Annotated in this window: 13 protein-coding genes; 10 read left to right on the top strand and 3 right to left on the bottom strand. The window is 71.5% G+C overall.

Translation table 11 applies throughout. The features are described 5' to 3' along the window. Positions 1-10: 10 nt before the first annotated feature. From LUU90_RS17105 to LUU90_RS17095, 3 genes are all read left to right on the top strand, one after another. Complete coding sequence (locus LUU90_RS17105; RefSeq protein ID WP_275004821.1) at positions 11-850, top strand: alpha/beta fold hydrolase; 840 nt, start codon at positions 11-13, stop codon at positions 848-850. Positions 851-862: 12 nt separating this feature from the next. After that, positions 863-2,410: an aminopeptidase P family protein gene (locus LUU90_RS17100; protein ID WP_275004820.1), complete on the top strand. Its 1,548-nt coding sequence runs from the start codon at positions 863-865 to the stop codon at positions 2,408-2,410. A 443-nt stretch (positions 2,411-2,853) separates the two neighbouring features. Continuing rightward, complete coding sequence (locus LUU90_RS17095; RefSeq protein ID WP_275004818.1) at positions 2,854-3,816, top strand: hypothetical protein; 963 nt, start codon at positions 2,854-2,856, stop codon at positions 3,814-3,816. 260 nt (positions 3,817-4,076) lie between these two features. Here LUU90_RS17095 and LUU90_RS17090 read toward each other — a convergent pair whose 3' ends face one another. Beyond that, complete coding sequence (locus LUU90_RS17090) at positions 4,077-5,042, bottom strand: general stress protein (RefSeq protein WP_275004816.1); 966 nt, start codon at positions 5,040-5,042, stop codon at positions 4,077-4,079. Between the two features lie 73 nt (positions 5,043-5,115). Here LUU90_RS17090 and LUU90_RS17085 point away from each other — a divergent pair, with 73 nt between their 5' ends. Further along, entirely contained in the window at positions 5,116-6,495 is a 1,380-nt protein-coding gene (locus LUU90_RS17085) for a magnesium transporter MgtE N-terminal domain-containing protein (RefSeq protein ID WP_275004815.1), read from the top strand. Further along, positions 6,488-6,997, top strand: coding sequence for a DUF1003 domain-containing protein (locus LUU90_RS17080; protein WP_275004814.1), 510 nt, complete (start codon positions 6,488-6,490; stop codon positions 6,995-6,997). Before LUU90_RS17085 ends, LUU90_RS17080 begins: the two co-directional genes overlap by 8 nt. 13 nt (positions 6,998-7,010) lie before the next feature. Here the strand turns inward: LUU90_RS17080 and LUU90_RS17075 are convergent, their stop codons facing one another. After that, on the bottom strand, positions 7,011-8,996 hold the full coding sequence (locus tag LUU90_RS17075; protein ID WP_275004813.1) for a hypothetical protein: 1,986 nt from the start codon (positions 8,994-8,996) through the stop codon (positions 7,011-7,013). Positions 8,997-9,115: 119 nt separating this feature from the next. Here LUU90_RS17075 and LUU90_RS17070 point away from each other — a divergent pair, with 119 nt between their 5' ends. From LUU90_RS17070 to LUU90_RS17055, 4 genes are all read left to right on the top strand, one after another. Beyond that, positions 9,116-10,273: an Mrp/NBP35 family ATP-binding protein gene (locus LUU90_RS17070; protein ID WP_275004811.1), complete on the top strand. Its 1,158-nt coding sequence runs from the start codon at positions 9,116-9,118 to the stop codon at positions 10,271-10,273. 148 nt (positions 10,274-10,421) lie between these two features. Next, complete coding sequence (gene betT / locus LUU90_RS17065) at positions 10,422-12,515, top strand: choline BCCT transporter BetT (RefSeq protein ID WP_275004810.1); 2,094 nt, start codon at positions 10,422-10,424, stop codon at positions 12,513-12,515. 37 nt (positions 12,516-12,552) lie between these two features. Then, entirely contained in the window at positions 12,553-14,037 is a 1,485-nt protein-coding gene (locus LUU90_RS17060) for an aldehyde dehydrogenase family protein (RefSeq protein ID WP_275004809.1), read from the top strand. Then, positions 14,030-15,634, top strand: coding sequence for a GMC family oxidoreductase (locus LUU90_RS17055; protein WP_275004808.1), 1,605 nt, complete (start codon positions 14,030-14,032; stop codon positions 15,632-15,634). Before LUU90_RS17060 ends, LUU90_RS17055 begins: the two co-directional genes overlap by 8 nt. Before the next feature lie 129 nt (positions 15,635-15,763). On the opposite strand, the gene LUU90_RS17050 is transcribed toward LUU90_RS17055, so the two are convergent. After that, positions 15,764-16,753: an NAD-dependent epimerase/dehydratase family protein gene (locus tag LUU90_RS17050; protein ID WP_275004807.1), complete on the bottom strand. Its 990-nt coding sequence runs from the start codon at positions 16,751-16,753 to the stop codon at positions 15,764-15,766. A gap of 798 nt (positions 16,754-17,551) precedes the next feature. Between LUU90_RS17050 and LUU90_RS17045 the strand changes: the two genes are divergently transcribed. Next, positions 17,552-19,495, top strand: coding sequence for a glycosyl hydrolase 53 family protein (locus LUU90_RS17045; RefSeq protein ID WP_275004805.1), 1,944 nt, complete (start codon positions 17,552-17,554; stop codon positions 19,493-19,495). Positions 19,496-19,559 lie beyond the last annotated feature (64 nt).

Here is a 19,559-nt window from a genome sequence, read left to right as displayed (position 1 = left end):
CATCGAAGAGATGACGAGCAGCAACCAGAACCCGCAGGACGCCCGCACGAGCGTCGTCTTCGTGCACGGCGTGCGCAGCTCCGGCGCGATCTGGGAGAACCAGATCGAGCACGTGCGTGCTGCCGGCCACGAGGCCGTCGCGGTAGACCTGCCCGCGCACGGTGCGCGCCGCCACGACCGGTTCAGCATGGACGGCGCCTTCGAGGCGCTGGACGACGCGGTCGCCACCCTCCCGTCCGGGCCGGTGGCTCTGGTGGGGCTGTCCCTCGGCGGCTACACCTCGCTCGCCTGGGCCGCCCGGCCGGAGGTCACCGACCGGCTGGTGGGTGTACTCGCGGCCGGTTGTACCTCGGACCCGAAGGGCAAGCCGGTGCGGCTCTACCGCGACGTCGCGAAGAGCATCGCGAACGCCGCCTACCTGGGCCGCCGGCTGACGGGCCGAGTCGTGCACCCGAGCGTGCACCGCGCGCGCCTCTCCGTGCCCTCGGTGCGTCTCCCCCTCCGCCCGCTCCGGAGCGCCCCCGGCGGCTCCGACCTGCGACAGATCGAGATCGCGCCGCGCCAGACCGCGGAGATGTACCGCCCCACGTGGGACGTCGTGACCGACGCGCTGACCCATCTCGCCGGGCGGTCCTCGATCGCCAACGTACGCGCCGCACGGGTCCCGCTCTGGTTCGTCAACGGCGCCCGCGACGCCATGCGCATCGAGGAGCAGCGACACCTCTCCGCGGCCCACGACGGGTCGCTCGTGGTCATCCCCGGTGCGGGGCACGACGTCAACACGGAGGCCCCCGCGGCCTTCAACCGGGTGCTCGCCAGGGCGCTTGCGGACTTCAAGCGGCGTGCGTGAAACACTGGGCGTATGAGCGAGCCCACTTCCACTTCGCAGCCTGACGAGCAGGGAACCGCCGATCGCGGGTCCAACCGTTCACACCGCCCCGCCTCCACCGCCTTCAAGAATTTCGTGATGTCGCAGTGGGCCCCGCGCGCCGAGCTCGGTCTGACGGCGTCGCCCGCCGCGCAGTACACCGTCGCCCGACGGGCCGCCCTCTCCGAGCGGCTGCCGGGCGTACGCCTCGTGATCCCGGCGGGCTCGCTCAAGACCCGCTCCAACGACACCGACTACCGGTTCCGGCCGCACTCGGCGTTCGCGCACCTCACCGGCCTGGGCACCGACCGCGAGCCGGACGCCGTCCTGGTGCTGCACCCGGTCGAGGACGGCTCCGGCGACCCCGGCCCGGACGGCGCCGGCGGCCACCACGCCGTGCTGTACGTGCGCCCCCTCGCGCCGCGGGACAACGAGGAGTTCTACGCCGATGCCCGCTACGGCGAGTTCTGGGTCGGCGCCCGCCCGTCGCTGGCCGACGTCGAGGCCCTCACCGGCATCGAGGCCCGCCACATCGACGAGCTGGGCGACGCCCTGGCCAAGGACGTGGGCGACGGCGGCGTGCACCTCCTCGTGGTGACCGGCGCCGACGACGCGATCGAGTCGCTCGTCGAGGAGCTGCGCGTGGAGGCCGGCGAGGAGGAGGACGCGCTGACCGACGAGAAGCTCGTCGAGGCGACCTCCGAACTGCGGCTCATCAAGGACGAGTACGAGATCGAGCAGATGCGCGAGGCGGTGGCCCGCACCATCGAGGGCTTCGAGGCCGTCGTCCGGGCGCTGCCCGCCGCGAAGGAGCACCGCCGTGGCGAGCGTGTCGTGGAGACCACCTTCGACGGGCACGCCCGGCTCGAGGGCAACGCCGTGGGTTACGAGACCATCGCGGCCTCGGGCGAGCACGCCACCACGCTGCACTGGATCCGGAACGACGGCGAGGTCCGCTCCGGCGACGTGCTGCTGCTCGACGGCGGCGTCGAGGTCGACTCGCTCTACACCGCGGACATCACCCGCTCCCTGCCCGTCGACGGCGAGTTCACCGACGTGCAGCGCAAGATCTACCAGGCGGTGCTCGACGCGGCCGACGCCGCGTTCGCCGTCGCCAAGCCGGGCGCCAGGTTCCGCGACGTCCACGCGGCGGCCATGGAGGTCATCGCGGCCCGCCTCGAGGAGTGGGGTTTCCTGCCCGACGGCGTCACCGCCGCCGACGCACTCGGCGACGACGGCCAGCAGCACCGCCGCTGGATGGTGCACGGCACCTCGCACCACCTCGGCCTCGACGTCCACGACTGCGCACAGGCCCGCCGCGAGCTCTACCTCGACGGAGTCCTGGAGCCGGGCATGGTGTTCACCATCGAGCCGGGCCTCTACTTCAAGGCCGACGACCTCGCCGTGCCGGAGGAGTTCCGCGGCATCGGCGTGCGCATCGAGGACGACGTGCTGATCACCGAGGACGGCAACGAGAACCTCTCGGCAGCTCTGCCCCGTCGCCCGGAGGACGTCGAGGCCTGGATGGCGTCGCTGCGCTGAGTTCGGCGGCCAGGCTTGGTGGCATTGAGTTCGGCGGCCGGGCTTGGCGACACTGAGTTCGGTCCGTTGCACGGCTCGGACAACTGACTTCGGTCGGTTGCTCTGAGATCGGTCGTTTGATTGACCGATCTCAGAGCAACCGACCGAAGTCGTATCGGCCGCCGTGCAACTGACCGAAGTCGCGCACTGCGCTCCACCCCGCCGCGCTCCGCACCGCCCTGCGGCGCCCGTGCCGCGCCCTGCCGGACCGCGCCGCGCCGTGCCGCGCCGCCACACATCATCTGGGCCGAGCGGGACAGCCGGACGGCCGTCGCCCACGTAAGGTCCCACGGGACGGCGCCCCAACGGTCCGAGCACGACCACGGCCCTGTGGACTCGCGGTCTGTGCACAGTTCCGTCTGGGCCAGTCATCGGACCCTCGCGGGATGGCGCAATGTCGTTCCATGGTCGAGGTGAAGATCCCAGCGGTTGCCCTCGCGCTCGAGCACAACCGCAACAAGCTGGCCGCCGGGGCCCGCACCGGCGAAGTCCTCAGGGTTCGACGCGGTGCGTACTGCGCTCCGGACGCGATCCAGGTCGATGGTCCTTCGGGCGCCCCGCGAGAAGCGCGCCAGAAGGCGCTCGCCCGCGCCCGTGCGCTGCACTCCCAGCTCAGAGCCAAGCATGTGTTCAGCCATGCGTCGGCCGCGCTGCTCCTGGGTTGCCTCGTCTGGACGACACCGCGGGAAACACACGTCTACCAGCACTACCGAGCCTCCGGCCACGCGGCCGGCGACGTGCGGCGATACTCGTGGACCCTTGCGCCCGATGACATCATCGAGGCTGCGGGCCTGCCCGTGACATCACTCGCACGCACGGTCGTCGACTGCGCACGGACGTTGCACCCGCTCGAAGCGCTCGTCATCGCCGACTCAGCCCTGGGCCTGGGTGCCGAACGAGAAGAGCTGCTCGCGACGCTCGACGCTCAAACCGGACGGCGCGGGATCCAGCGGGCCCGGCTGGTGATCGAGCTCGCTGACCTTGGCCCTCAGTCCGCCTGGGAGACCTGGGTCCGCTATGAGCTGCTCCGTGCCGGCCTGCCCCGACCGGCCACGCAGATGCCGGTGGAGACCGACGCCGGACTCTTCCACACCGATCTGGGCTACGAACAGTGGGCGCTGGGCATCGAGTTCGACGGTCAGGTCAAGTATCGGCCGGACGGTGTCCGCCCCGGGCACGACCCCGCACAGGAGTATCTGGCCGAGAAGGCTCGCGCCGACGCCATCCGGCGAGCCGGCGTCAGCCTCGAAAATGTCAGCGCGTCCGACAAACAGGATGTCCAGGCGATGCTCGACCGAATCAGGGCGCACATCCCAGCGGACGTGCTGCGGACGGCCCGGATCGACTCACGCCTGCCCGCCATCTGACGCCCACTTCGGTCCCTTGCACGGCACAGAAAATGACTTCGGTCGGTTGCTCTGAGATCGGTCGTTTGATTGACCGATCTCAGAGCAACCGACCGAAGTCATATCGGCCACCGTTGCAACAGACCGAAGTCGGAGCACCGCTCAAACCAGCACCGCTCAAACCAGCACCGCTCAAACCAGCACCGCTCAAACCAGCAGTGAGCTCAGCCCCGGTACGGCTCAGGCCGATGAGGTTCGGTTGTTCCCTGCGGGGAACTCGGCTACTTCTGGTCGTCGCTCGGCGGGGCGTACGGGTTCGAGTAGCGGGTGCGCGACGTCGGCGAGTCGTCCGGGCTGCCCGTGGTGTCCGGGCGCTGCTCGTCCGGGGCGCCCGATGCCTGGTCAGGCGGGGTCGGTGCGTCGGAGGGCGCATCCGCCGGAGCGTCCGCCGGTGCGCCGGTCGGAGCGCCGGTCGGAGCGTCCGCCGGTGTGCCGGTCGGTGCGTCCGTCGGCGTGCTCGCGGGCGCGCCAGCAGGCGCACCCGCCGGCGTCTCGGCCGGCGCGGGAGCACCAGCAGCACCAGCACCAGGCCGCATCGCGCCGTACCGGGGCTCACCCGTCGGCGTGACCCAGCGCGGATCGGTCGGGCGCGTCGGCGTCGCGGCGGGCTGCGCGGGCTCGGCGCCGGGCGCCTGAGCAGTGGGCGACGGCGGCACAGCGGGAGCAGGGACCCCCACGGTGGCGTTGCCCCGCGACTTGCCCAGGCCGCTGGGCGAGCGCATCAGGAGCGCCCGTGCGTCGCTCGCGTGGTCGTGGGCGCAGAGGATCGCGTACGTCGCGGCCACGATCTGCGACGAGGACGTGAAGTCACGCCGCCCACCCGTGAACGCGTAAGACAGCACGGAGAAAAGCAGGCCGAAGCCGGCACCGAGCGCGATACCGGCGAACATCACCTGGAAGCCCGCCTCGCCGGCGAACAGCGTGATCAACAACCCGACGAAGAAACCGAACCATGCGCCGGAGAGGGCGCCCGCGAGCGCCACCCGGCCGTACGTGAGGCGCCCCGTGACGCGCTCCACCATGCGCAGGTCGGTGCCCACGATGGTGACGTTCTCGACGGGGAACTTGTTGTCGGAGAGGTAATCGACGGCTTTCTGCGCCTCCAGGTAGGTGGAGTACGCGGCGACCTCGTCGCCTGCCGGCAGGGTCGGGACCTTCGGGACGGCACCCGGGCGAGACATGCTCATACCGCATAGTCTCTCCTACCTTGCGGCAAGTGGCGAGGAGCGTGGCCCAGGAGCGGGTCGTAGGCTGACCAGCGTGAGCGCCAGCACGAGGGTATTTGTCGCACGTCTGGCCGGCACACCGGTCTTCGACCCGATCGGGGACCAGGTGGGCCGCGTTCGTGATGTCGTGGTGCTGGTTCGGGCCAAGGGGGCGCCGCGTGCGGTGGGCCTGGTGGTCGAGGTGCCCGGCCGCCGTCGCGTCTTTCTCCCCCTGACGCGCGTCACGAGCATCGACGTGGGTCAGGTGATCAGCACCGGCCTGGTTAACATGCGGCGGTTCGAGCAGCGGGCCATGGAGTCGGTGGTGCTGGGCGAGCTGCTGGACCGCCGGGTCCAGCTCAAGGACGGTTCGGGCGAGGTCACCATCGAGGACGTCTCCATCGCGCAGCAGCGCACCGGCGACTGGCTGGTGGACCAGCTGTTCGTGCGGCGCCGGTCGGCCCGGGGCGCGGCCCCGTTCCGGCGCGGCTCCACGCTGACGGTCCCTGTCGACGCCGTGCAGGACCTCACCGCGCGGTCGGCGGAGCAAGGCGCGGCGCGGCTCCTGGAGGCGTACGAGGACATGCGGGCCGCTGACCTCGCTGACGTGATCCACGAGCTGGGGTCGGCGCGCCGGCTGGAGATCGCAGGCGCCCTGAACGATGAGCGCCTCGCCGACGTGCTGGAGGAGCTGCCGGAGGACGCCCAGGTGGCGATCCTCTCGGGCCTGGACCGGGACCGCGCGGCCGACGTGCTGGAGGCGATGGAGCCGGACGACGCCGCCGACCTCTTGAACGAGCTGCCGCAGGAGCAGGCGGCCCAGCTCCTGAACCTGATGGAGCCGGAGGAGGCGGCCGACGTCCGGCGTCTGCTGGAGTACGCGGAGGACACGGCGGGTGGTCTGATGACCACGGAGCCGGTGATCCTGGGCGCGGACGACACCATCGCCACCGCACTGGCCCAGATCAGACGTGCCGAGCTGCCACCGGCGCTGGCCTCGATGGTGTTCGTGGTGCGGCCGCCGCTGGAGACGCCGACCGGCCGGTTCCTCGGCGTCGCGCACTTCCAGCGGCTGCTGCGTGAGCCACCGCACGCGGCGGTCGCCTCCGTGCTGGACGCCGAGACGGAGTGGCTGACCCATGACGCCTCGGTGGGCCAGGTGACGCGCCTGCTCGCGGCCTACGACCTGCTCGCGCTGCCCGTGCTCGACGCCCAGCGCAGGCTGCTGGGCGTGGTCACCGTCGACGACGTGCTCGACCACATTCTCCCGGACGACTGGCGGGGCAGCGACGACGAACGGCTGGAGGCGATCGCCGCGCAGGCCGCCCCCTCGGCGCGCCGCGAGTCCGCGCGCCGGGAGTCCCTGCGGCACGAATCGGCACGGCAGGAGCCGACAGGGCAGGAGCCGACAGGGCAGGAGGTGAACCGTGGCTGAGCGTCTGGACACCCCGCTGGCGCAGCGCCGCACCCTGGTCCCCCGCTTCCGGATGGACCAGGACGCCGTCGGGAAGGCCACCGAGGGCATCGCCCGGTTCCTGGGCACGCCACGCTTCCTCATCTATCTGACGGTGTTCTGCGTGCTGTGGCTCGTGTGGAACGCATGGGGCCCGGAGGACCTGCGGTTCGACAGCGCCGCGAACGGGTTCACGGCGCTGACGCTGATGCTGTCGCTGCAGGCGAGCTATGCGGCCCCGCTGATCCTGCTGGCGCAGAACCGGCAGGACGACCGGGACCGCGTGACCGCCGAGCAGGACCGGCAGCGCGGTGAGCGCAACCTCGCCGACACCGAGTACCTGGCGCGCGAGATGGCGGCACTCCGGATCGCCCTCTCGGAGGTCGCCACCCGCGACTTCGTGCGTTCGGAGATCCGCAACCTCCTGGAGGAGCTGGAGGACAAGGACCGCGACGGCACGCCCGGCAGGCCCGGCAGGCCCTGACCGGGCGTCGCGGTCACGGCTCCACGTCGTCGTGGAGCACCACCCGTGACAGCTCGTAGGTCCCACCTGGCAGCTTCCAGTAGTGCAGCCTGCGGGCCGACGGCGTGTTGACCTGCAGCGACACCCGCCAGCAGACGGCGCCGTCGTCGCGGTGCCTGGCCGGGTCGTCGCCTCCGGCGCCGGTCCGCAGGCGGTGGACCTGCAGGCCGTTCATCCCTGGGGCCAGACCGGTGAGCACCATGACGAGCGTCCAGACGACGCGGTCCCGGCTCACCCCCTCGACGTCGGTCAGGGAGGCGAGGAAACGGGGTCCCACCGTGTACTCGGCCAGGGGACGCCCGGCCTTCTCCGCGGCCGGGATCGCCCTGGCCCACTCGCTGAGCACCTCGAACCGGAGCTGATCCTCGTCGGCGACGAAGTACCGGTCCTCGGGCACCTCGACCCCGGCGTCACCCAGCCGACGGCGCAGGCGCGCGGCCTCCTGCCGCGCCTTGCGCAGGGCCGTCGCCTGCTGCTCGGCACGCCGCTCACTGCGTTCGAGCCGCTCCGTGAGCTCACCGACCCGTCCGAGCAGCCGGTCGACCTCGAGCTCGACCTGGCGCCGCTTGACCTTGTCGTCCAGCAGCTCCTTCGTGAGCGCCGAGACCTGGGCCTTCGCGGCGTCGAGGGAGAGGCTGAGGTCGCGTGTCGCCTTGCCGGATGGCTCCGGCGGCGTCTCGGCGGACGCCGCCGAGGACGGCGACGCCGGCGACGGCAGGGTGTCGTGCCCGCCGGCGTGCCACGCGGCCACGTCCCCGGGGGTCGGTGCCCGCTGACCGCCCGGCGGTGTCGGCACGGCACCGGAGTCGCCGCCAGGCCGAGGGTGCTCGGCGCGCTCGGGGCGTGTCCGGTCAGGACCCGGATCGGCCGGACGCGAACCGAACAGGTCGGCGGGTGTGGGCGGGGAGTCGTCGCTCGACGGGGCTTCCACGGGCTCGGCCGACGGGAGACCGGACCGGAGCGGCGGAGGACCCGGCTCGGTCAGCGGCGGCAGCAGCTCGAGCCACGGCGGCCCGCCGTCCAGGAGGGCTATCGCGGGGACCGGCTCGTCCTCGGACTCGTCGACGTCGTCCAGCCGCAGTGCCAGGCCGTCCAGCGGCGCGGGTATGCGGCGGGCCGCCACCACCTCGCCCCTGGTGAAGAGGTCGCTCAGCAGGTCCAGGTCGTTGCCCGTGATCTCCCCACGGCGCACACGCACGACGACGCCGGGCGCCAGCGCGATCCGCACGGCGTCGTGCTCGACCGCCTCGACCCGGCCGAGCACCACCTGACCCACCCGGTAGGTGGCGTTCACGAGCCTGCGCAGCGCGTCGACATCGGGCAACATGGCGCGGATGTCGAGGAGGCGGCGCACCGGGTCGAGCACCCCGGTGACCCGCATACCCGGCGCGAGCACCCGGGCCAGCGCGACGTCGGGGAAGACGAGCTCTTCCGCGACGGTGGCCTGACCGCCGTCGTCGGTGCTGATCAGGGCGCGCGTGCCGAGCACGCCCAGCACCTTCCCGTCGGTGGCCGCCTCGTCCGGTGCGGACCGGGCCGACCCGACGATCCCCGCGCGCACCGCGAACCGCATGACGTCGCTGACCAGGCGTTCGCGCACGCGCGCGTCCTCGTCGTCGGAGTAGGCGAAGTGCAACGGCGAGCGCCGCGGGTGGTGCACCCACTCCAGGTCGGTGCCGTAGACGCGGGAAGCGCCCCCGTAGACCTGGGTGTCCGGCGGCATACCCGACGAGAACGCCCAGGACACGTCCCCCGTAGGGATCACGACCACCTCGGCGAGCCCGGCGACGTCGTCGAGCACGCGCTGGGGATCCACGAACGGGGCGTCGTGCCCGGCCGGCGTCGAGATGACCACCACCGGCCGGTCGCGGCCGGGTCGCTGCAGTGCGGCGGCGAGCTCGCGGGCCTGGTCCTCGGAGGCGACATGCCGAACGCGCGCGGGGACGCGTGGCTCGGTCATGGGGCCTCCTCACCCTTGGTGGTGACGCAGCGTACCGTTTTCAACTGACCTTCATTGCAAAAGCATGAAAGACCACCCCTGATGACTGAGCCGCTGGACCTCCGCCCTAGGATCGAATCATGACCCCAGTCGACTCCCCCGCACTCGAGGCACGCGTTCGTGACGCGCTGACCGGTGTGCTCGACCCTGAGATCCGGCGCCCCATCACCGACCTGGGCATGGTCCGGTCGGTAGTGGTCTCGACAAGCTCGACCACCGGACCGGGCGCGCACGTGACCGTCGGTGTCGATCTGACCGTCGCCGGCTGTCCCATGAAGTCGACGCTCATCAAGGACGTGACAGCCGCTGCGACGGCTGTCGACGGCGTGGCCGGGGTCGAGGTCGAGCTGGGCGTCATGACGCCGGAGCAACGTGCCTCCCTGCGGTCGATGCTGCGCGGCGGCGCGGGCGACCCCGTCATCCCGTTCTCGCAGCCGGGGTCGATGACCAAGGTGTTCGCGGTGGCCTCGGGCAAGGGCGGCGTGGGCAAGTCGTCGGTGACGGCGAACCTCGCGGTGGCGCTGGCGGCGGACGGGCTGTCCGTCGGCGTGATCGACGCCGACATCTACGGCTTCTCGATCCCCCGCATGCTCGGCGTGGACCGCCAGCCCACCCGGGTCGACAACATGCTGCTGCCGCCCATCGCGCACGGCGTCAAGGTGGTCTCGATCGGCATGTTCGTGCCGGCGGGCCAGCCGGTGGTCTGGCGCGGGCCCATGCTGCACCGCGCGCTGGAGCAGTTCCTGGCCGACGTGTTCTGGGGCGACCTGGACGTGCTGCTCCTCGACCTGCCCCCCGGCACCGGCGACATCGCGATCTCCGTGGCGCAGTTGCTGCCGTCGTCCGAGATCCTGGTGGTCACGACGCCGCAGGCCGCGGCCGCCGAGGTCGCCGAGCGGGCCGGTTCGGTGGCGACCCAGACGTCGCAGGGCGTGGTCGGCGTGATCGAGAACATGTCCTGGCTGGAGCAGCCCGACGGCACGCGGCTGGAGATCTTCGGCGAGGGCGGTGGCGCGCAGGTCTCGGCCCGGCTGACCGAGCTGATGGGCAAGGATGTGCCGCTGCTCGGCCAGGTGCCGCTCGACGTCGCCGTCCGCGAGGGCGGGGACAGCGGCACCCCCGTGGTCCTGACCGCGCCGGACTCACCGGGCGCTCGGGTGCTGGCCGACGTCGCCCGCGGGCTCGCGAAGCGCCGCCGGGGGCTGGCGGGCCGCAGCCTCGGGCTCGCCCCGGTCTGACGCGGCGGTGGTCGGCCGAGCAGCAGGCGGCGCTCCGGCGTCGGGCGTAATCTCGGGCTGAAGAGGCCTCGACCACCGGTGGGCAATCGGGTGAATTTTCATGTAGTTGTACGGTGGGCACCGCCCGAAGCCCTCGACGAAGGAAAACATGACCACCCCGGCGAAGACCGAGAGCCCGACCGCAGCAGCCGACAGTCCGCCCGAAGGGCGCCGGCACAGCAGCATCAACCCACCGGTGTTCTTCGGGTCCGCGACGCTCATCCTCGTGGTCGGGCTGGCCGCGATCATCTGGCCGGCGCAGACCGAGCAGTACATCGGCGTCGTCGTCACCTGGATCTCCGACTGGTTCGGCGCCTACTACTTCATCGCGGCCGCCGCCTTCCTGGTGTTCGTCATCGGCGTCGCCCTGTCCCGCGCCGGCCGCATCAAGCTCGGCCCGGAGCAGTCCAAGCCGCAGTTCGGCCTCTTCACGTGGTCCGCGATGCTGTTCGCGGCGGGCATCGGCACGGACCTCATGTTCTTCTCGGTGGCCGAGCCGGCCAGCCAGTACCTGGCCCCGCCCGTCGGCGACGGCAGCACCGTCGAGGCAGCCCGGATGGCCATCGTCTGGACGCTGTTCCACTACGGCATCATCGGCTGGGGCATGTACGCCCTCATGGGCATGGCCATCGCCTACTTCGCCTACCGGCGCAACATGCCGCTGAGCATCCGCTCCGTGCTGCACCCCCTCTTCGGCGACCGGGTGTGGGGCAAGCTCGGCGACGCCGTCGACATCGCCGCGGTGCTCGGCACCATCTTCGGCCTGGCCACCACCCTCGGCATCGGCGTCGAGATGCTCAACCGAGGCCTCTCCGACCTGGTCGGGGTACCGATCGGTGTGGGCGCCCAGGTCGCGCTGCTCGCACTCGCCGTCGTGATGGCGACGCTGTCGGTGGTCTCGGGCGTGCAGCGCGGCGTGCGACGCCTGTCCGAGCTCAACGTCGTGCTCGCCCTGGCGCTGCTGCTCTTCCTGGTCATCACGGGCAAGACGACGTTCCTGCTCAACGCGCTGGTGATGAACGTCGGCGACTACGTGTCCCGGCTGCCGGGCATGACGCTGAACACGTACGCGTTCGACGCCCCCACCGACTGGATGAACGCGTGGACGCTGTTCTTCTGGGCCTGGTGGGTGGCGTGGGCACCGTTCGTCGGCCTGTTCCTCGCCCGGATCTCGCGCGGCCGCACCATCCGCCAGTTCGTGGTCGGCACGCTCACGATCCCGTTCGTCTTCGTGCTGCTGTGGGTGTCCATCTTCGGCAACAGCGCCCTCGACTACATGCGGACCGGCGGCGCCGAGGGCGCCGCATTCGGCGACGCGGCGATGAACGACCCGGCATCGGGCATCTACGCCCTGCTCGAGCAGTTCCCCGCCGCGCCGGCCACCATCGGCCTGGCCATCTTCATCGGCCTGCTCTTCTACGTGACGTCGGCCGACTCCGGGGCTCTCGTCCTGTCCAACCTGACCTCCAAGCTGCACCGGGCGGGCGACGACGGACCGATCTGGCTGCGCGTCTTCTGGGCGGCGGCAACCGGACTGCTCACCATGGGCATGCTGCTCGCCGGCGGCATCTCGACGCTGCAGTCCGGCACGATCATCATGGGCCTGCCGTTCTCGCTCGTGATGTTCGGCGTGATGTTCGCGCTCTACAAGGTGCTGCGGACCGAGGGCCAGAAGTTCGACACCCTGCGGACCGCCCTGCCGTCCAGCCTGTCGGGCCGCATCGGCCAGGCGGGTACCGCGGGCGCACCGGGCTGGCGGCAGCGGCTCAAGCGGCTGGTGAGCTTTCCCGACCGGCGCCACGTGCTGCGGTTCATCGACAAGACGGTGCGCCCGGCCCTGAACGAGGTCTCCGTCGCGCTGGAGGAGCAGGACATCAGGACTTCCTGCACCGAGGCCCCCGTGGGCGACAGCGGGCTGCCGGCCATCACGCTCACCGCGGAGCACGGCGAGGAGGCCCCGTTCACCTACACGCTCTGGCCCCAGGCGCACCCCACGCCGACGTTCCGGATGAACACCTCGGACCAGGACGACACGTACTTCCGCGTCGAGGTGCTCCTCGAGGAGGGCACACAGGGCTACGACGTCACCGACTACGCCAAGGAGCAGCTCATCGCCGACGTCCTTGACCAGTACGAGCGCCACCTGCTCTTCCTGCACGCGAGCACCTCGCCGACGCACGACACCGAGCAGATCGACAGCTGACCACCGCACGCCCGCACGTCCCTACGGGAGCACCACCATGAGCACACCAACGACCCTGTACATCGACGGCACCTGGGAGGCAGCGGCCGCGGGCGGGACCCGCGAGATCCGCTGCCCGGCGGACGGCTCGCTCGTCGCGGAGGTGTCGGAGGCGACCGCCACCGACACCGAGCGGGCCATCGCGGCGGCCCGGCGCGCGTTCGACACCGGCCCGTGGCGCGCCACCACCGCGCCCGAACGCGGCGAGCTGCTGCACCGTGTGGCCGAGCTGCTCACCGAGCGGTCCGAGGACTTCGCTCTCGCCGAGTCCCGGGACACGGGCAAGCGCCTGGTCGAGAGCCGCATCGACATGGACGACTGCATCGCCTGCTTCCGCTGGTACGCCAAGCTGGCGGGGGTCGACGCCGGCCGGGTGGTCGACGCCGGCAGCCCCGACGTGCTCAGCCGCGTGGTGCACGAGCCCGTGGGGGTCTGCGGCCTCATCTCGCCGTGGAACTACCCGCTGCTGCAGGCCGTGTGGAAGGTCGCCCCCTGCCTCGCCGCCGGCAACACGTTCGTGCTCAAGCCGAGCGAGCTCACCCCGCACACGGCGGTCCTCCTGATGGAGGTCCTGACCGACGCCGGTGTCCCGGCGGGCGTCGCCAACCTGGTGCTCGGCGCCGGCCCCGAAGCGGGCGCCCCGCTGTCGAGCCACCCGGACGTCGACATGGTGTCGTTCACCGGCGGCCTCGCCACGGGCCGCGTCATCGCCGCGAGCGCCGCGGCCACCGTCAAGAAGGTCGCCCTGGAGCTGGGCGGCAAGAACCCGAACATCATCTTCGCGGACGCCGACTTCGACGCCGCCGTGGACAACGCGCTCAACGGGGCGTTCGTCCACTCGGGGCAGGTGTGCTCCGCCGGTGCGCGACTGGTGGTCGAGGAGTCGATCCACGACCGCTTCGTCGACGAGCTGGTCCGCCGGGCCCGGCAGATCCGGCTCGGCGGCCCGTGGGACGAGTCGGCCGAGACCGGCCCGCTGATCTCCGCCGCGCACCGCGACAAGGTCACGGCGTACGTGGAGAAGGCCGTCGAGGAGGGCGCCGTCGTGCGGTGCGGCGGCGAGTGGGGCACGGGCGAGCTGGAGGCGGGCTTCTACTACCTGCCCACGGTGCTCGACGGCGTCCGGCGCGGCAGCTCCGCCGTCGTCGACGAGGCGTTCGGCCCCGTCGTCACGGTGGAGACGTTCAGCACCGAGGACGAGGCCGTCGAGATCGCCAACGACACGTTCTACGGCCTGGCCGGCGCCGTCTGGTCCCAGGACGCGGGCAAGGCGCAGCGCGTCGCGAACCAGCTGCGGCACGGCACGATCTGGATCAACGACTACCACCCCTACCTGCCGCAGGCGGAGTGGGGCGGCTACGGGCAGTCCGGGTTCGGCCGGGAGCTCGGCCTGGCCGGCCTGGCCGAGTACCAGGAGTCCAAGCACATCTACCAGAACCTGCGCCCGGCGGTGACCGGGTGGTTCGGAGGCACCGATGACTGAGCTGCCCGCGAAGCGACCGACGAAGCAGGCCACCGCACGGACCGGCGAGCGGGCCTTCGACTACGTGGTGGTCGGCGGCGGCTCCGCCGGTGCCGCCGTCGCGGCGCGGCTCAGCGAGGACCCGGAGGTCTCGGTGGCCCTGCTGGAGGCGGGACCGTCCGACGTCGGCGACGACGCGATCCTGCGGCTCGACCGCTGGATGGGGCTGCTGGAGTCGGGCTACGACTGGGACTACCAGATCGAGCCGCAGGAGGCAGGCAACTCGTTCATGCGCCAGGCGCGCGCCAAGGTGCTCGGTGGCTGTTCCTCGCACAACTCCTGCATCGCGTTCTGGGCCCCGGCCGAGGACCTCGACCAGTGGGAGGCGCTGGGCGCCACCGGCTGGCGCGCGCAGGAGTCCCGCCCGTACTACACGAAGCTCGAGAACAACGACCAGCCCGGCGTGCACCACGGCCACGACGGCCCGGTGCGGATCCGGCAGATCCCGCCGGCGGACCCGTGCGGCGTGGCGGTGCTGGACGCGTGCGAGCAGGCGGGCATCCCCCGGGTGCAGTTCAACGACGGCACGACGGTCGTGACCGGCGCGAGCTTCTTCCAGATCAACGCCCGGGAGGACGGCGTCCGCTCGTCGTCGTCGGTGAGCTACCTGCACCCGATCCTCGACCGGCCGAACCTGACGATCTTCACCGAGCACCGCGCCAAGCGGCTGCTCTTCGACGGCACCCGCTGCACCGGCGTCGAGGTGCTCGACCCGGACCTGATCCACCACCGCACGTTCACCGCACGGCAGGAGGTGGTCCTGTCCGCGGGCGCGATCGACTCGCCCAAGCTGCTCATGCTGTCCGGTATCGGCCCGGCCGAGCACCTCGCGGAGATCGGGATCGACGTCCTGGTGGACGCGCCCGGCGTCGGCTCCCACATGCAGGACCACCCCGAAGGGGTGATCCAGTGGGAGGCGAAGCAGCCGATGGTCACCTCCTCCACGCAGTGGTGGGAGATCGGCATCTTCGCGGCCACCGAGCCCGGCCTGGACCGGCCGGACCTGATGATGCACTACGGCTCCGTGCCGTTCGACATGCACACCGCACGGCAGGGCTACCCCACCACGGAGAACGGGTTCTGCCTCACGCCGAACGTGACGCACGCGCGCTCGCGCGGCACGGTCCGGCTGCGGTCGCGAGACTTCCGCGACAAGCCGATGGTGGACCCCCGCTACTTCACCGACCCGCACGACATGAAGGTCATGGTCGAGGGCATCAAGCTCGCCCGGAAGATCGTGGCCCAGCCCGCGATGGCCGAGTGGGCCGGGCCGGAGCTGTACCCGGGGCCGGACGTGCGGACCGACGAGGAGATCGCGGACTACATCACGCGCACCCACAACACGGTGTACCACCCGACCGGCTCCGTCCGGATGGGGGCGGCGGACGACGACAGCTCGCCGCTCGACCCGCGGCTGCGGGTCAAGGGCGTCACGGGGCTGCGCGTCGCGGACGCCTCGGTGATGCCGGAGATCACGACGGTCAACCCGAACATCACCGTGATGATGATCGGCGAGCGGTGTGCGGACTTCCTCAAGGAGGACCGCGCGGCGGTCTGAGCCGAGAGATGACGCCGCTGCCGCGGGGCTCGTCGCTCGCCGCTCGTCGCTCATAGAGGGCGACCCCTACACACTGCACCCGACGACGTGTCGCGTGCAGTGTGTAGGGCCGGCACGCATCTGAGCCCGTCAGCCCACGACGGCCGCCAGCACCTCCTGCTCCTCGGCGCGGGTCAGGCCCGTGACGTTCGCGTCCGGCGTGGCCCTCAGCCAGGCGAGTGTGTCCGTGGCGGTCTCGGTGACCGGCCGGATCGTCAGGCCCGCCTCCAGCGACGATGTGACGTCGTGCGTCATGAAGCCGGCGTCAACCAGGTCCGCGGCCCAGAACGGGATCGACCGAGGCCCGGACCACGGGACGACGTCGTGCTCGGCGAGCACCTCGGGGGCCACGGGAACGAGCCTCGGGTTCGCCCCAGCGCCGTCGGCCACCTGGGCGAGCAGCTCCGACCGGGGCAGGGGCGGGCAGACGGCGTCGAAGTCCCCGGTGGTACCTGCTTCCGCCGCCGTCACGATCCAGTCCGCGAGGTCGCGGACGTCGACGAGCTGGACCGGGGCGTCCGTCGGCTCGGGGACCAGTACCGGCAGACCGTCCTGCGCTGCCTGCGCGAACCGGTCCGGCCAGTAGGCGAAGCGGCCGCTCGGGTCACCCGGGCCGACGATCAGCCCCGGCCGGATCACGAGTGCCGCCGCGGCGCCGGATCGGACCACGTTCTCGCAGGCCACCTTCATGGCGCCGTACGTCTCGGGGCCGGAGCCCGGGTCCTCGTCGGTCTCTATCGGGTCCAGCAGGGGCAGCGTCGCCGGCGTGCCGCCCGGCGTGGCCGTGTCCGCGTAGACGTTGATGGTGGACACGAACGTCCAGTGGGCATCAGGGAACGCCTCGACCGCGCGGCGCACGTGGGACGGGATCCGCGAGACGTCGACGACGGCGTCGAACGCCGCGCCGGTGAGCTCCGAGGGCACCGCGTCGGCGCGGTCCCAGGGGACGTGCGCGGCGCCGTCGGGCACCGTGCCGCTCACCCCGCGCGCCGCGCACGTGACGTCGTGCCCGCGGGACACCGCCGCCTCCGCGACCGCGCGGGAAAGGAAGACCGTTCCACCGAGCACCAGGATTCGCATGGCCCCACAGAACCGCATGGAGGCGGCGAGGGCCACGGGAATCTGCTGGCGGCGAATCTCCGTGCGGCTGGTCGGGGCAGCCGGTCGGGACGGCTGGTCGGGCAGCCGGTCGGGCAGCCGGTCGGGGCGATGTCTGCACCGTTGACCTCACCGTGCGATCGCTGGGCCGCGTGCTCGAGATCGATCGGGCGGGCCAGCGGCACTGCCGAGTTCGGTCGGTTGCACGGTGGCACCGCCGAGATCGGTCCATTGCATCGGCAGCACTGGCGAGATCGGTTCGATGCACCAGCCGCGCTGACGAGATCGGTCCCTTGTCTCAGCGGGACCAGCGACATCGGTCCCTTGCACCAGCACCACCACCGAGATCGGTCCCTTGCCTTGAGATCGGTCAGTTGAATGACCGATCTCAAGGCAAGGGACCGATCTCGCAGCCGTACCGCACCAACCGACCGATCTCACAGCCACAGCCACATTGCGCCATGCCACGGCGACCGACCGACCTCACGACGCACGACGCACGACGCACTGCGCCAACCGGCCCTATGACGCACCACGCCGACCGACCGACCGATCTCGCAACGCACCACGCCGACAGACTCCAGCCGCGACGGCGCCCTCCACCGACGATGACAGCGGGGTCCCGCGGCCTCTGTCCAGATCCAGCAGTAAATCGATACAATCCACCAGGCGCAACGTTCTGTCCCCACGTCGGTAGGCGCAGTCCCTCACCCGGCGGCGAGGACATGGCGTTGTCCCGGCACCCCGGACGAACGCTCCCGACATGGACAAGGAAGTCTCATGACGCACAGCACCCACCGCAGGCGCGCCCTCGCGGGCGGCGCCGCAATCGCCGTCGCGCTCACGACGGCCGGACTCGCGATCGGACCGCCGGCGGCCGGCTACGGCGAGGCCGTGATCGAGCCCGTCGAGACCGACCTGGCCGGCAAGGACTGGGTCACAGCCCGTGCCACCAGCAACGATGGCGACGCAGGCCTGGCGCTCGACGGTGACGAAGGCACCGCCTGGCGACCGGCCGCGCCGACGTCGGGCAACCGCCACGGCAAGCGGGACCAGGCCCTCACCGTCGACCTCGGTGGGGCGTACGACGGGCTGCACAAGGTCGAGGTGGTGCTCGCGGACCCGACGCCCGCACGCTACGTCGTCGAGGCCTCCGCCGACGGCAGGCGCTGGGCGACGCTCGCCGACCACCGGGACGGCCGCAGCGGCGCCGCCGGCACCACGGCGCTGGTCGACCGGGAGGGCATCCAGTACCTGCGCGTCCGGTTCACCGCCGCGCGGCCGGGCACGAACGGCGTCGCCGAGCTGCGCGCCTACAACTACCTGCGCGACGACCTGAAGCTCGGCGCCGACCTGTCCTACGCCGACCAGGAACGTGACCAGCCGTACTACCTCGACGCCGAGGCGGCCCTGGCCGGCGCGCCCGACCCGGGCCCGCACCTGCTCGACGTCGTCAAGGACCGCGGGATGGAGCATCTGCGCCTGCGCATCTGGAACGACCCGCGCAGCGAGGCCACCGGCGTCGAGACCGAACCGGCCTACCAGGGACCGGAGCGTTCGCGCACCGTGGCCCGCGAGATCGTCGACCGCGACATGAGCCTCGGCATCGACTTCCACTACGCGGACAGCTGGGCCGACCCGAGCAAGCAGCCCAAGCCACGCGCCTGGGCCGAGCTGCCCTTCGACGAGCTGACCCAGGAGGTCCACGACTTCACCGCGGACTACCTGACCCAGCTCGTGGAGCAGGGCACCACCCCCGCCAAGGTCGCGGTGGGCAACGAGGTCATCAACGGCTTCCTGTACGGCAGCGAGGCGGAGATCATCGGCACCACCGCGCCGCCTTACTTCACCGACGAGGCCGACGTCTACCAGTCGCAGCCGGGCGGCGGCCTGCTCTGGAAGTACTGGCAGAGCGAGGACCCCGCCGAGCAGCGGCTCTACACCGAGCAGTGGGACCGGTTCGGCACCCTGATGGCGTCCGGCATCCGCGCCGTGCGCGAGGCGTCCCCGGAGTCGGAGGTCGAGATCCACGCGATCGTCGACAAGGATCGCCTCCCCAAGACGATGGAGTTCTGGACGCAGCTGCTCACCCGGCTCGAAGCGGCCGACGCCGCCCCCGACGTGCTGGCCCTGTCCTACTACCCGGAGTGGCACGGCAGCCCCGAGGCGCTGGAGCACAACCTGCACACCATGGCCGAGGCCTTCCCGGAGTACGCGCTCGACATCGCCGAGACCTCGTACCCGGCGGAGAGCTGGCCGCCCGGTGACCCGACGCCGCTCCCCAACTCCCCGTTCCCGGTGACCGTGCAGGGCCAGGCCGACGCCATCCAGCGGGTCTTCCAGATCGCCAACGACGTGCCCGGCAACCGGGTGCAGGGCGTGCTCACGTGGGAGCCCGCGAGCTGGGATTCCATGTTCACCTGGGTGGAGACCAGCGCGGGCACCTTCCCGGAGGCCAACGCATCGCTCGACGTCTACCGCGACAGCGACGTGCGCGCCGTCCTGGAGGACTCGCCGCGGGTAGTGACCCCGGTGGACCGCCGGGTCCGGCTGCCCCGGACGGTCGACGTCCTCACCCCCGCGGACGGGGACGTCGACGGCACTCGTGTCACCTGGCAGGACGTGCCCGACGGCGCGACCGCCGCACCCGGTACGTTCACCGTCGAGGGGACGACGGAGTACGGTCCCGTGACGGTGACGGTCCACGTCCTGCCCGACCGCTGATCGACCACCACCCGCTGGTCATGCTCCCTCGCTGATCAGCCTGTGGCCTACGTTCGAACCAGAA

This window comes from Promicromonospora iranensis, from assembly GCF_028994775.1.
Classification (GTDB): Bacteria; Actinomycetota; Actinomycetes; order Actinomycetales; family Cellulomonadaceae; genus Promicromonospora; species Promicromonospora iranensis_A.
The sequence above is the reverse complement of the archived record's forward strand: the minus strand, read 5'-3'. Positions and strand labels throughout refer to the sequence as shown.